The sequence below is a fragment of the Shewanella sp. Isolate13 genome (assembly GCF_022398325.1).
GTDB lineage: Bacteria > Pseudomonadota > Gammaproteobacteria > Enterobacterales > Shewanellaceae > Shewanella.
The window spans coordinates 160,000-173,468 of the sequence record NZ_JAKEVD010000003.1 but is presented as its reverse complement, the minus strand read 5'-3'; the positions used below and the strand labels follow the sequence as shown (position 1 = coordinate 173,468).

The 13,469-nt window shown below is 43.6% G+C and carries 12 protein-coding genes; 10 read left to right on the top strand and 2 right to left on the bottom strand.

Going from position 1 to position 13,469, the window contains the following annotated elements:
* The first annotated feature begins 721 nt into the window (after nucleotides 1-721).
* From L1D44_RS03130 to L1D44_RS03095, 8 genes are all read left to right on the top strand, one after another.
* Nucleotides 722-1,195, top strand: coding sequence for a hypothetical protein (locus L1D44_RS03130; protein ID WP_239888788.1), 474 nt, complete (start codon nucleotides 722-724; stop codon nucleotides 1,193-1,195).
* Between the two features lie 111 nt (nucleotides 1,196-1,306).
* On the top strand, nucleotides 1,307-2,167 hold the full coding sequence (locus tag L1D44_RS03125; protein WP_239888787.1) for a toll/interleukin-1 receptor domain-containing protein: 861 nt from the start codon (nucleotides 1,307-1,309) through the stop codon (nucleotides 2,165-2,167).
* A gap of 119 nt (nucleotides 2,168-2,286) precedes the next feature.
* Nucleotides 2,287-2,631 carry a hypothetical protein gene (locus L1D44_RS03120; RefSeq protein WP_239888786.1) on the top strand — a complete coding sequence of 115 codons (345 nt, stop codon included), beginning with the start codon at nucleotides 2,287-2,289 and terminating at the stop codon, nucleotides 2,629-2,631.
* Between the two features lie 122 nt (nucleotides 2,632-2,753).
* Nucleotides 2,754-3,224, top strand: coding sequence for a hypothetical protein (locus tag L1D44_RS03115; RefSeq protein WP_239888785.1), 471 nt, complete (start codon nucleotides 2,754-2,756; stop codon nucleotides 3,222-3,224).
* 143 nt (nucleotides 3,225-3,367) lie between these two features.
* Nucleotides 3,368-3,682, top strand: coding sequence for a hypothetical protein (locus L1D44_RS03110; RefSeq protein ID WP_239888784.1), 315 nt, complete (start codon nucleotides 3,368-3,370; stop codon nucleotides 3,680-3,682).
* Between the two features lie 717 nt (nucleotides 3,683-4,399).
* Nucleotides 4,400-5,689, top strand: a complete 1,290-nt coding sequence (locus L1D44_RS03105; protein ID WP_239888783.1) for an NCS2 family permease — start codon at nucleotides 4,400-4,402, stop codon at nucleotides 5,687-5,689.
* A 234-nt stretch (nucleotides 5,690-5,923) separates the two neighbouring features.
* Nucleotides 5,924-7,042, top strand: a complete 1,119-nt coding sequence (gene proB / locus L1D44_RS03100) for a glutamate 5-kinase (protein WP_220768042.1) — start codon at nucleotides 5,924-5,926, stop codon at nucleotides 7,040-7,042.
* Entirely contained in the window at nucleotides 7,039-8,307 is a 1,269-nt protein-coding gene (locus L1D44_RS03095) for a glutamate-5-semialdehyde dehydrogenase (RefSeq protein ID WP_239888782.1), read from the top strand. Before proB ends, L1D44_RS03095 begins: the two co-directional genes overlap by 4 nt.
* A 102-nt stretch (nucleotides 8,308-8,409) precedes the next feature.
* On the opposite strand, the gene L1D44_RS03090 is transcribed toward L1D44_RS03095, so the two are convergent.
* Both L1D44_RS03090 and L1D44_RS03085 read right to left on the bottom strand, forming a co-directional pair.
* On the bottom strand, nucleotides 8,410-8,748 hold the full coding sequence (locus tag L1D44_RS03090; protein ID WP_220768044.1) for a hypothetical protein: 339 nt from the start codon (nucleotides 8,746-8,748) through the stop codon (nucleotides 8,410-8,412).
* Nucleotides 8,749-8,896: 148 nt separating this feature from the next.
* Complete coding sequence (locus tag L1D44_RS03085; protein WP_239888781.1) at nucleotides 8,897-9,811, bottom strand: DMT family transporter; 915 nt, start codon at nucleotides 9,809-9,811, stop codon at nucleotides 8,897-8,899.
* Between the two features lie 308 nt (nucleotides 9,812-10,119).
* Between L1D44_RS03085 and dnaK the strand changes: the two genes are divergently transcribed.
* Together dnaK and dnaJ are read left to right on the top strand one after the other, a co-directional pair.
* Nucleotides 10,120-12,036 carry a molecular chaperone DnaK gene (gene dnaK / locus L1D44_RS03080; RefSeq protein ID WP_239888780.1) on the top strand — a complete coding sequence of 639 codons (1,917 nt, stop codon included), beginning with the start codon at nucleotides 10,120-10,122 and terminating at the stop codon, nucleotides 12,034-12,036.
* Nucleotides 12,037-12,126: 90 nt separating this feature from the next.
* Nucleotides 12,127-13,257, top strand: coding sequence for a molecular chaperone DnaJ (dnaJ, locus tag L1D44_RS03075; protein WP_220768047.1), 1,131 nt, complete (start codon nucleotides 12,127-12,129; stop codon nucleotides 13,255-13,257).
* Nucleotides 13,258-13,469 lie beyond the last annotated feature (212 nt).

Sequence of the window (13,469 nt, the reverse complement as noted above, 5' to 3'; positions counted from 1 at the left end):
TTTTCGAAAATCTCTATCGCCTCAGAATCGCCATCCATGGCTCTACTAAGGCTATCTCGGCATCCTGCCTCAATCACGAGATTATTCTTCAATGACCTCGGCAACTCCGATGGGGAATGGGTGTTTCCCGTAAGTGTCGTAACTCAGTTTTGCCCCAAAGTTGGTTAGCCTTCGAATGAAGGCTGAATACATTTCTATCGGTTGTGTTGCTACATGGAGGCAAGTTCTGTGTTGTAGCTTAATCGTTATCAATCGCCTGCAGCGGGCGCATGTGCAGACACTGCCGTGACACGCTATGAATACATCCTTGTAAGCTCGGCCATGACGTCCATGTCATGGACGGTCATGGCCGTATCTACACGGGGTAATTGGTGTACTCATTTAGGTTAGTGTTGCTTGATGTCTAACGCGGAAATGCCCCTTTGTGACTTATAGGCGATAAGTTGCACCGTTCAGTAACAAGCCAATTGACCTACTTTGGCTAATCGATAAATGACTGCTGCTGATTACTTTAGATAAGACATCAATATTAATGCTCACTTTTCAATTTTCGTGCTCGTTTATTCAGCACCACTCTGGTAGAGTGCTTATAAATCAATAGCTTTACTTTAGTAAGCCTTAAATAATAGGTTTATTAAATGTGCATGCGCGTTTTGCCAAATATACGCGCATGCGCACTAATAAGCTGTTAGCTGTATTGATGACTATCGAGAATTAATCAATGAGCTCAGAGCAAACAATTAATGAGCAAGAAATATTACAATCTTGGTTGACGGTCATTGTAATGCTTACGGTTTTTTGGTCGCCAATAGAAAGATATGTTGACCAATGTGTAAGCATTCTCTTTGAATTTGGTAAAGGTAAAAAGAAGCCTCTGACGCTCTCACATAAACTGGGTTTTATTCAGAAAGAACTGACAGAACTAGATTTTACCGACGATGATCTTATATCTCTTATCAAAGCCACAAAAAGTACGGTTCAAATACGAGATATTTGTGTCCATGTGGTAATAGATAGCTTTGATTCAAATGAACTCAAAATAAGTAAGGTGCAAGGAAAAGCAGAAAAATATGCTATTGAAATGTTTACTATAACAAGTGAACGTTTAAATAAATCTGCTAATAACCTCATGCGTTTAAATGCTCATTGGGGAGCGCTTGTTGAAAATCTAAATGAACGGTTGAAGTGCAGCTAATAGCCTGATAAATAGGGGGAATGCGGCTGGCTCTCTCGCTTATCTCGTATTTTAGCCCGTCAAACTTTGCCAGTTATTAAGGCGTTAGCCATCGATCCAGAAAGGAGCAATATGTCAGACTTATGTAAAAATGCCGTAGCCTTCCTACAAAAGAGATTTCCAGTTGCATCTGTACTTAATCATGAAAGTATTTTTAGTGATGCACATGGTAATGAAGCCTTAAGGATTTGGCCGATGATTGCACAAGATTCTCAGTCTGGAATGAAGCAAAGGGCAATAGCGATTGAGAGTTTAGGGAGTAAGGGGGAGATTTATGCTGTTGCTCAATCCATGGATAAAATCTTTTCCGAGCTAGACTCATCTGTTTATGTGAGAATAGGAAATAGCCTAAAACCTACAGGCCATGAAATTGATACAAATCAAATGGTCTTTGCACCAAGAGTTGTTCTTTACACAAATAAGCTTTGCATACCTAGAGAAACCGTCATTCAGGCATTTAATTCCGTTAAGACTCTAATTGATATAGTAGATGAGAGTGAAATGCATAAAACACTTTTTATTTCTTATGGAGGGCCTGATGAGCCGGCCGTTACAGAGATAAACAAAAAGATTAAGTCAAAAGGGATTAAGACATGGTTTTTTCCTGATGATGCTAATCCAGGAGATAAACTACACCGGATGATGCATGATGGAGTTAATAACCATGATCGAGTGTTGTTGGTTTGCTCAAAAGAATCACTTACGAGACCCGGTGTTTTAAATGAAATTGAAAGGGTTCTAGAGCGAGAGGCTAAGGAAGGTGGAACAGAGATTCTTATTCCTATTACTTTAGATGATTTTGTTTACGGCGATTGGGCACCAAGCAGAGGCGATATTGCAGAACAAATAAGATCCAGAGTTATTATTAAACTAGAAATTGGCTCTGATCAAATTGGTAGTTCAATCGAAAAGTTAGCCAAGGTTTTAAAGTAAAATGGCTAACAAGCAGCAACGGACTGTCAAACCTGTCACTCAAATTGCTGCGCAAACACGCGCCAGTTTTGCCAGCCGCTGTGCTGAGCGTTATGCATTACAACGGAGTTTTGAGTAAGATGAAAAAATATTTTATTTCCCTGTTTGCTTTTCTTGTTCTTCAGGGGTGTGGGACTCTCGATAATAAAACTATTTTAATCGACTCTGGTGATCCTAAAGATAAGGTTATTGAAATACTTGGAGTACCGTACGACCGACAATTTAAAGGAAACCAAGAAGCATGGCAATATTGTGTTTCAGGCGCAGGATTTGGTTATAACGACCATAAAATCATTTGGTTTACTGATAAGAAAGTGACAGGCATTACTACTTATAGAACAACTCGTAGTGGCTGTACTGGTTCTGTAAAAACAATCAAATGGGAAGAAGCTCCAGACTATACAATTGAAATTCGTGATAGGTAATACATAACAAGGCGCTAAAGAACAGACAAAAAACAGTTGGCTTTTGCTCGTTCCTCACTAATTTTGGCCACCAAATTTTTGTCGCTTAGCGCGGCGTTAACTAGCACTATAGGATATCTGCTGTGAGATGTTTTCTTTTATTCTTCTTTTTACTTTTGACGGGTTGTTCCGCAACACCAATTGATTACAGGCCTGTTGATGTAACAAATTATGAAGCATCCACAGCCGTAATTGAACAAGTTGTTTATGAACAACCAATTAAATATCGACCATCAGGTATTGTGGTAAATGAACTTTTTATTGGTTTTGACTACGGAGTATTGTCTAAGACAAAATCAACAGGCATCGTAACTCCTTTATCTAATAGCTCAGCCTTAGGACTTAACTCTTCATCTACAGAATTAAAAAACACGATTGAACGCTATTATTTTAATTCTTTATCTATCCCTAGATTATTCAAAAAAAGAGAGTGGTATATTATTAAATTATTAAATAAGAACGGTGGAGTCGTTAAGAATATTTATACTAGAGACGAAACGAAAGCTAAATCCTTTATAAACCATATATCGAAGCTTATTGTATATGCTAGTTAACAAGCGCCTCAAGTGCGGAAACAAAACGCTTAGGCGGGCGTTATGTGAATAGCAAGACTATAGGGATATGTATGAAATTTCGAAATTTCTTGAATGACTTAGCAAATGGTTTAATTGAACCTTCTTTTGTAAAGAACCTTATCATGACTCCCAATGAGGAAGATAACTATTACTTTAGGCTTGGCGATAGATGGTGCCGTGTTGAGCAACTCCTATCAGTAAACCCAGTAGCACTGGATATATTGAAGAAGTTTTCTTTCTGTCAGCTCGATCCTGATTACGCTTTTTCTTCTTGTAATCTCAAGGCTCAATACATCCCTGATGAAGATTTTATCAATGAGGGAAGTGCGATTGTTATATTTTCACTGGTAGGTTCCCAATGGATTCATACTGTTCGTATCTCAAATCAAAATAAACAGTACGATGAACTTGGGCAAGAATTAGTCGAGTCAGAGTAAACTTTTTGAACTGATGTTAGGGCGTAATTAGTTGCCCCTCTAGTTTTAGTCATAAATCAATAGTTAGTTGGTCATATTGGACCCACAGAAAACACCGTTTCCCCATCGAAGTTGCCGAAGTACGTTGGAATAAATCGCGTGATGCCGACAGGGATGTCGGTGTAGCTTTCGCGGGGCAGGATGCCCCATCGGAAGCGTTAGCGATTTATCCATAAGTATGAGGCGCGTATCTAATGCATGTAACTTCGTCGGGGCGTCATGGTGGATGCAAGGAGGATAAGGACGAGCAGTCCTCCTTGCCCGAGTGTGAGCTGGAAGCTCACGACCTTTTATCAAACGAAGTTTGATTGCTTCAACGCTTAGTTGTTAGACATAGTCTAACTTTCAAGTCGAAAACTCGACAGCCACCATTGTTATTAACAGCAAAACAATCGGTTCGCTGAAGCAGACCGAAGCTGAACTCAATCAGCTCCAGAGTTGCCAAATTCGAAAATAAACAAGCGTTTTAAATAACTGGTCTCTGACCTAAACCCCCCGTATAATCGCACCGAAATGTACAGGTTGGACGGTTTTTGTACATATCTATATTCGTACCTTGTTAACCTAGGCGCACGGTGAAGCAGACAATGATTGTTTGCTAACTAGAAAAGCCTTACTTAAGTTAGCAATTATTACACCCTACAAATCAATATAATAAAATCCAAGGGACTTAGTTCCATGTTAGAAAAATTATTCAAATTAAAACAACATCAAACAACGCTAAAGCAAGAGGTTGTGGCTGGTTTAACGACCTTCTTGACCATGGCTTACATTATTTTCGTTAACCCTATGATGCTGGCCGATGCGGGCATGGATCATGGTGCGGTGTTTGTCGCTACCTGTTTGGCTGCAGCAATAGGCTGTTTAGTGATGGGCTTAGTGGCGAACTACCCGATTGCACTGGCACCTGGCATGGGGCTCAACGCCTTCTTTACTTATACCGTCGTTGGCGAGATGGGCTATTCATGGGAGACGGCGTTAGGTGCGGTGTTTCTATCGGGGATCTGCTTTCTAATTCTATCGCTTGTGCGTATTCGAGAGTGGATAGTTAATAGTATCCCTATGTCACTGCGACTCGGTATCGCCGCTGGCATCGGTCTTTTCTTGGCTTTGATAGGCCTTAAGAGTGCGGGCATTGTCGTTGCGAGCCCTGCAACGCTGGTGACTATGGGTGATATTACTGCTTTCCCGGCGGTGATGGCGGTATTGGGCTTCTTCTTGATTATTGCCATGGTACATAGAGGCATGAAGTCGGCGGTAATTATTAGCATTCTTGCTATTACCGCTTTGGGCCTACTGTTTGGCGATGTGCAGTATCAAGGTATTGTGTCTGCGCCGCCTTCAATTATGCCGACGTTTATGAAAATGGATCTGTCTGGTGTGCTTGAAATCAGCATGTTATCTGTAGTGTTTGCCTTTCTATTTGTCGATCTATTCGATACCTCTGGCACCCTAGTTGCGGTGGCGCAGCGCGGTGGCTTCTTAGATGACAAGGGCCGTTTACCTAGACTTAATCGCGCACTAACCGCAGACAGTACGGCAACCATTGCCGGTGCTATGTTGGGAACGTCAACTACGACTAGTTATATCGAAAGTACTGCGGGTGTCAGCGCAGGCGGCCGCACAGGCTTAACCGCTGTGGTCGTGGGACTACTCTTTTTGGGAGCGTTATTTATCTCGCCATTAGCGGGTATGGTGCCAGCTTACGCGACGGCAGGGACACTTTTTTATGTCGCTATCTTGATGATGGCGGGGCTGGTTCATGTTGAATGGGAAGACATCACCGAAGCGGCGCCTGTGGTGGTTGTGTGTATCCTTATGCCACTGACTTTCTCTATTGCTACAGGGATCGCCTTGGGCTTTATCTCTTATGCAATGATTAAATTGATGAGCGGACGCTATAAAGATCTCAGCATTGGCGTGGTGATCTTAGCCGCACTGTTTATCGCCAAATTTATCTATGGCTAACAGCCGTTGTGAATAGATGAACCTTAGATAAAAAGCCACATCGAGTGTGGCTTTTTATTAGGGGGACTGTTAAAAAATCTCGCGCTAAATTTCAACGTTCTGCTAAATTTCCAGCATTTATGATTGGAAAACACTAATTGCCGCTTTTTTTTTAGTTTCTTTGTTGGTGCTTACTACCATTTCAAACCTAGATTGGGTATAAGGATTTATTCAATATAATTTTGTTAGCAAATAATGAACTTAAGTGAGATTAGCTACCGCCGCGTAGTGGTTAAATTGGGAACGAGTGTACTGACTTCTGGCAGCCGTAAGCTAGATAAAGCACACATGGTTGAATTAGCACGGCAGATGGCCTGCTTGATGAAAGCGGGTGTCGAAGTTGTATTGTGTACTTCTGGTGCGATAGCCGCTGGTAAAGAGCATTTAGGCTACCCCGAATTACCCGATACCATTGCCAGTAAACAGTTGCTTGCTGCGGTAGGGCAAAGCCAGCTAATTCTAGCTTGGTCTCAGTTATTTAGTATTTATGGTTTGCATGTTGGGCAGCTATTGCTGACTCGCGCAGACTTGCATGACAGAGAGCGTTACTTAAACGCGAGAGACTCACTCAATGCCTTGCTCAATAATGGCATCATTCCAATTATTAACGAGAATGACGCGGTGGCAACGGCGGAAATTAAGGTCGGTGACAACGACAACTTGTCTGCACGAGCCGCGCTTTTATGTGATGCCGATCTGCTTATCCTTCTAACGGATCAAAAAGGTCTGTTTGACGCTGATCCGCGCAAGAATCCTGACGCAAAACTGATCACCGAAGTTCAAAATATCGATGATAGCCTACGCATGCTAGCGGGCGGTGCCGTATCTGGTTTAGGTACCGGCGGCATGGCGACTAAGCTTGAGGCGGCTGATATCGCGCGTCGTGCAGGTATAGAGGTGGTGATAGCCTCGGGCCACCATAAAGATGTGATTCAAAATGTGGTCTGTTCGAAACCTGTAGGTACGCATTTTACCGCGCTTGAGCATCCATTAGAGAGCCGTAAACAGTGGATCTTAGCCGGACCGAAAGCCCGTGGCCAAGTTGTACTTGATAGCGGTGCGATAGGAGCGGTCACCGAGAAGGGCAGAAGCTTACTTTCTAAAGGCATAACCGAAGTAAAAGGTGTATTTCAACGTGGCGATACCATTGAGCTGATTGATACCAAGGGCAAGGTGTATGCTAAAGGTATGAGTCGCTATGGCTCAGTAGATATGACTAAGATTGCAGGAAAGCACTCAGATAGTATCGAAGAAGTGCTTGGGTATGATTATGGTGATGCAGTGGTTCACCGCAACGACATGGTGGTGTTATGAGTAACGAAGGATATTTAACGGCTTTAGGGCAGAACGCTAAACAGGCAAGCTATGCATTAGCCTGTCTTTCAGGAGCGCAAAAGTCAGCTCTGCTTCGCTGTATTGCCGATAAACTCACAGCTGCAAAGGCCGATATTGTTAGCGCTAACCAACTAGACGTGGCACAGGCGAAGGCCAATGGTCTGTCTGACGCGATGATTGACCGTCTATTACTCGATGAAACTCGCTTAATGGGTGTGATTGGCGACATTGATAACGTGATTGGCTTGACCGATCCTGTAGGTAGTGAGATCGATAGTCGACTACTCGATAACGGGTTACGTTTGTCACGTCGTCGTGTGCCTTTAGGTGTCATTGGAGTCATTTATGAAGCACGCCCCAATGTGACTGTCGATATTGCGGTATTGGCGCTAAAAACTGGTAATGCGGTTATTTTACGTGGCGGTAAAGAAACGCTGGCATCAAATAAAGCGCTTTGTGAAGTGATCCGCTCAGCCATGATTGAACAAGGCTTGCCTGCAGACTGCGTACAGTTAATTGATAACCCAGATAGAAGTTTAGTGTCCGGTTTATTAAAGCTTGATAAGTATGTCGATATGATCGTGCCTAGAGGCGGGCAGAACTTGCAGCGTCTATGTGCGGAGCAAGCAACGATTCCAGTTATTTTAGGCGGAATTGGTATTTGTCATATCTTCGTTGATGCTGAGGCTAACCTAGAAAAAGCGGTTTCTGTCATTGAAAATGCCAAAGTGCAGCGACCTACGGTTTGTAACGCGCTGGATACTGTGCTTATTCACCAAAGTCATGCAGAGCTGTTTATTCCTAAGTTATGTAAGCACTTAGCTAACCTCGGGGTTAAATTCTATGGCTGTGATCAGACGCAAGCTATCTTGACTGCAGAAAGTATTGAGGTTTCTGCGGCAACAGCTGAGAGCTTTGCGACAGAGTGGCTATCTCTGACTCTTGGGATCAAAGTCGTTGCAGACTTAGCCGATGCGGTTGAACATATCCGTAGCTTCTCAAGTGGTCACTCTGAGTCGATATTGACCGATAATATCCATACCGCAAGTGAGTTCATGAATGCTATCGACTCAGCCGCGGTCTATGTCAATGCTAGCACTCGCTTTACCGATGGTGGCGAGTTTGGCCTTGGTGCCGAAGTTGCGGTAAGTACACAGAAGTTACATGCTCGTGGACCTATGGGTTTAGAAGCGCTTACAACCTATAAATGGTTAGCCTGGGGCGATTATACGGTTCGAGGTTAAACAGGGCTTACAAATTGTCTATTTAATTCACATAAAAAAGCCGCATTGAGCGGCTTTTTTTATGACTTTTTCTAGGGGGATGCGCTATTTCGATACGTGTCGTTAAGTGTGCGGCGGTTGAAATATTTGCAGCTCATAAGTGACGATCTGGTGTACGTATAACACAAAGTAGGTGAGTGTCATCAATACCGTATAGATCCTAAAGGGTTTAAGCACGTCTCGCATATAGAAAAAATGCCGATACCGATTCTCTCGGGTAAAGTAGAGTGATGGAATGAGAAAAAAACAGTATAGAAACGCAAAATACCAAGAGTAGGAGCGTCCTAAGTGTAACTCATTTAACAACATCGCCACGGCAACTAGCATAGAACTGAGTCTGATAAACATGGCTATTTTGGGATGTCTGAAATATTTAAGTGCATCCATACATTTGTAATACATAACTAATATCCATTTTGTTACGCAATTGTTACTTTATACCTATGCCTAAGCTGATTTACAATTAAAGTTTAGCTTATTAATGGCTTTTAAACGAAAAAAGCCGAACATAAAGTTCGGCTAGAAGGAGTAACTTTGCTGTTTTAGGCGTTTAAGCTGATATACGTTTCCTTGTTCGCCATTGACCAACTTTGGGCAAAACTTGCTGTAATACCAGAGCGAGAATAATTAAGCCTAGGCCTATATAAGTCGACTTTTCAATGCTCTCTTGCAAAATCCAAGCGATAAAGCCAATCGACATCACAGGGGTGATAAATACCAAGGTACTGATACTGGCTGTGCGCTCGGCTTTCTTTAAGGCGACCAACCAGAGTACGAAGGTGACACCCATTTCAAATAGCCCAACGTAGACGCCAGCCAATAGTGCCTTCAGATCTAGGCTTGGCAGCGATTGGGTCAGCATGAGCGCGACTAGGATAAAAGGCAGTCCCACTAGAAAGCTCAGAAGCAAACTAACAACTGGATCGCCTTTATCTTTGGTATTTACAATCCAGTAAAGCGACCAAAGTACAGTGCTGGTTAGCGCCAGCGCAACCCCTGTCATGCTTTCAAATTGCACGCCAGTAATATTACCTTTGGTGGCAATAAAGAATACGCCGCAATAAGCAACCAATGCCGCTGTGACATCGCTCTTACGCAGTGCTTGCCCAAGTAAAGGCACCGATAATAGCGGCAGCAAAATCGCCCAAGTGTAATTTAGCGACAGTGCTTGTTGAGCTGGCAGCAGATCGTAAGCTTTAAATAAAACTAAATAGTATAGGAATGGATTCAGTAGCCCAGTCTGTAGGTAGAAAAGCGGCCTTGAGAGAAATTGCTGCTTAATTAGCGGTAATTTTCTCTGTGCGATCAGGATGACACCTAAGGCAAATATTGAGGTTGTAACAGCCACAAATACCAGCTGCAGCGGCGTATAGTGCGCCAATGCTAATTTAAATGCAGTTGCAACGGTGGACCATAGGAAAATGGCACCGATACCAAACAGATACGCTTGATGGGATGATTTCAATGTTTACTACTCTACAAAATGAGATGACAACTAAGCGTAAATTGATTCGTGATGAACCCAATTGACACGCTACCTCTAGATTGTATCCATTATACGTTTTGGCTCAGTTTACGAACGAGTCATAGATCAAATTAATGCATTCTTAAGATAATTTTTAAATTTTCCCTTGTATTCACTCTAAACGTCCCAATATAGGGGTTAAGAGACGATTTGGGGTGAAAAAAAAAGACTTGAAAACGATTCGGTCTGTCCCCATTTCAATAACCAGATAACAAATTTAGTTTTTAAAAAGTTTTTCGGAGGACTCCATGGGTAGAATTATTGGTATCGATTTAGGCACAACTAACTCTTGTGTTGCAGTATTAGATGGCGACAAAGCGCGCGTATTGGAGAATGCTGAAGGCGATCGTACTACACCCTCAATCATCGCATACACTGCTGATGAAACCTTAGTTGGTCAGTCTGCAAAGCGTCAGGCTGTAACAAACCCAAATAACACAGTATTTGCTATTAAGCGTCTTATTGGTCGTCGTTTTAAAGATGACGAAGTTCAACGTGACGTTGATATCATGCCATTCAAAATCATCAGCGCTGACAACGGCGATGCATGGGTTGAAGCACAAGGCAAGAAAATGGCTCCGCCACAAATCTCTGCTGAAATCTTGAAGAAGATGAAGAAGACAGCTGAAGATTACTTAGGTGAAGAAGTAACAGAAGCGGTTATTACTGTTCCTGCATACTTTAACGATTCACAGCGTCAAGCTACTAAAGATGCGGGTCGTATCGCGGGTCTCGAAGTTAAGCGTATCATCAACGAGCCAACAGCGGCTGCACTTGCTTACGGTATCGATAAGAAGCAAGGCGACAACATCGTTGCTGTTTACGACTTAGGTGGTGGTACATTCGATATCTCTATCATCGAAATCGACAGCGTTGATGGCGAGCAAACTTTCGAAGTACTTGCTACAAACGGTGACACTCACTTAGGTGGTGAAGACTTTGATAACCGTATGATCAAGTATCTTGCTGACGAGTTCAAAAAAGAGCAAGGTCTAGACCTACGTAACGACCCACTAGCGATGCAGCGTCTAAAAGAAGCGGCAGAAAAGGCGAAGATCGAACTATCAAGCACAACACAGACAGAAGTTAACCTGCCATACATCACTGCTGATGCAACAGGTCCTAAGCACTTAGTGGTTAAGATCACTCGTGCAAAACTTGAGTCACTAGTTGAAGACTTGATCAAGCGTTCACTTGAGCCGCTAAAAGTTGCTCTAGCTGATGCTGACCTATCTGTTTCTGATGTTAACGAGGTTATCCTTGTTGGTGGTCAGACTCGTATGCCTAAAGTACGTGAAGAAGTATCTGCATTCTTCGGTAAAGAGCTACGTCAAGACGTTAACCCAGACGAAGCGGTTGCTATCGGTGCTGCGGTTCAGGCGGGCGTACTATCTGGCGACGTTAAAGACGTATTGCTACTAGACGTTACTCCACTATCTCTAGGTATTGAGACTATGGGGAGCGTAATGACTAAGCTTATCGAGAAGAACACCACTATCCCGACTAAAGCTTCACAAACATTCTCGACTGCTGACGACAACCAAAGCGCCGTGACAATTCACGTACTTCAAGGTGAGCGTAAGCAATCAAGCGGTAACAAGTCTCTAGGTCAATTCAACCTAGAAGGTATCGAGCCAGCTCCACGTGGCATGCCACAAATTGAAGTTGCTTTCGACATCGATGCTGACGGTATCTTGCATGTATCTGCTACAGACAAGAAGACTGGCAAAGCACAAAACATCACCATTAAAGCCTCTTCAGGCCTAAGTGATGAAGAAGTTGAAGCTATGGTTCGTGACGCTGAAGCACACGCTGACGAAGACGCTAAGTTCGAAGAGCTAGTAACGGCTCGTAACCAAGCTGATGGCATGGTTCACGCGACTAAGAAGCAGATCGAAGAAGCGGGTGAGGCACTACCAGCGGACGAGAAAGAGAAGATTGAAGCTGCAATGGCTAACGTTGAAACTGCTGTAAAAGGCAACGACAAAGAAGCGATTGAAAAGTCTACTCAAGAGCTAATGGAAGCGTCTTCTAAACTAATGGAAATCGCTCAAGCTAAAGCGCAAGCACAGCAAGGTCAACCAGAAGGCGAAGCGAAAGCGGCTAAGCCAGAAGATGACGTAGTCGATGCTGAGTTTGAAGAAGTTAAAGACGACAAAAAATAATGCCGGGTAACTCCTAAATTATTGTAGCGGGCGTTACGAGGAAACTCTAACGCCCGTTTGTGCAACTTTAGCAAAGAAAGTATTAAAACTATGTCAAAGCGCGATTATTACGAAGTATTAGGTGTCGGACGTGATGCCAGCGAACGCGAAATTAAGAAAGCTTACAAGCGTTTAGCAATGAAGTTTCACCCTGACCGTAACCCGGGTGATAAAGCGGCTGAAGCCAGCTTTAAGGAAGTTAAAGAAGCTTACGAAATCCTAACCGACGGCGATAAGAAAGCCGCCTATGATCAGTTTGGTCATGCTGGCGTCGATCCTAACCGCGGTGGCGGTGGTTTCGGTGGCGGCGCCGATTTTGGCGACGTATTTGGCGATGTGTTTGGCGATATCTTCGGCGGTGGACGCCGTGGTGGTCAGCGCCAAGCAGCACGTGGTAGCGATCTGCGTTACAACCTTGAACTATCTCTAGAGGAAGCGGTTCGCGGTCTAACTAAAGAGTTACGTATCCCAACATTGGCTGCTTGTGACGCTTGTGATGGCAGCGGTGCTAAGAAAGGCTCTTCGCCAACCACATGTGGTACCTGTCATGGTCAAGGCCAAGTGCAGATGCGTCAAGGCTTCTTCGCTGTTCAGCAGGCATGTCCAACCTGTCACGGTCGCGGTAAGATCATCAAAGATCCTTGTAACAAGTGTCATGGCGAAGGTCGTGTCGAGAAGAGTAAGACGCTGTCAGTTAAGATCCCAGCAGGGGTTGATACGGGCGATCGCATTCGTCTTTCTGGCGAAGGTGAAGCTGGTGAGTTCGGTGCACCTCCAGGAGACTTATATGTGCAGGTGAGCGTGCGTGAGCATGCTATCTTCCAGCGTGATGGCAACAACCTTTACTGTGAAGTGCCAATCTCATTTAGTAAGGCTGCTTTAGGTGGCGAGATTGAAGTGCCAACACTCGATGGTAAGGTTAATCTGAAGATCCCAGCCGAAACGCAGACAGGCCGTATGTTCCGTATGCGCGGTAAAGGTGTTAAGTCGGTTCGCAGCCATGCGGTAGGTGACCTGCTATGTAAGGTTGTAATGGAAACGCCAGTTAACCTTAATGAACGCCAGAAAGAGCTACTTCGTGAATTTGAAGATACCTTAACGGGTCAGTCGAAGAAGCATAGCCCAAAGGCTGAAGGTTTCTTCGATGGCGTGAAGAAGTTTTTTCAAGATCTAAATAGCTAAAACTGGGTTCGTTCAGTATATAATTTAAGCCTCGCAACTGCGGGGCTTTTTATTATACGAATCAGTACAAACATTTAGTCACTAAGCGAGAGTTTAGCGGTTTTGAGGCAAGGTAAAGAGCGAAGAGCATGGTTGAACTTGGTTCAAGTTTATTAAGAGTCACAGCATCAGATTCGCTAAAACTCGCCAGTCTGGAACGTTTTTGGCTGCCT

What these genes read in the sequence shown, in the direction of transcription:
- L1D44_RS03130 (WP_239888788.1), top strand. Translation starts at nt 722, where the DNA reads ATGAGCTCAGAGCAAACAATTAATGAGCAAGAAATATTACAATCTTGG.
- L1D44_RS03125 (WP_239888787.1), top strand. Translation starts at nt 1,307, where the DNA reads ATGTCAGACTTATGTAAAAATGCCGTAGCCTTCCTACAAAAGAGATTT.
- L1D44_RS03120 (WP_239888786.1), top strand. Translation starts at nt 2,287, where the DNA reads ATGAAAAAATATTTTATTTCCCTGTTTGCTTTTCTTGTTCTTCAGGGG.
- L1D44_RS03110 (WP_239888784.1), top strand. Translation starts at nt 3,368, where the DNA reads ATGACTCCCAATGAGGAAGATAACTATTACTTTAGGCTTGGCGATAGA.
- L1D44_RS03105 (WP_239888783.1), top strand. Translation starts at nt 4,400, where the DNA reads ATGTTAGAAAAATTATTCAAATTAAAACAACATCAAACAACGCTAAAG.
- proB (WP_220768042.1), top strand. Translation starts at nt 5,924, where the DNA reads ATGAACTTAAGTGAGATTAGCTACCGCCGCGTAGTGGTTAAATTGGGA.
- L1D44_RS03095 (WP_239888782.1), top strand. Translation starts at nt 7,039, where the DNA reads ATGAGTAACGAAGGATATTTAACGGCTTTAGGGCAGAACGCTAAACAG.
- L1D44_RS03090 (WP_220768044.1), bottom strand. Translation starts at nt 8,748, where the DNA reads ATGTATTACAAATGTATGGATGCACTTAAATATTTCAGACATCCCAAA.
- dnaK (WP_239888780.1), top strand. Translation starts at nt 10,120, where the DNA reads ATGGGTAGAATTATTGGTATCGATTTAGGCACAACTAACTCTTGTGTT.
- dnaJ (WP_220768047.1), top strand. Translation starts at nt 12,127, where the DNA reads ATGTCAAAGCGCGATTATTACGAAGTATTAGGTGTCGGACGTGATGCC.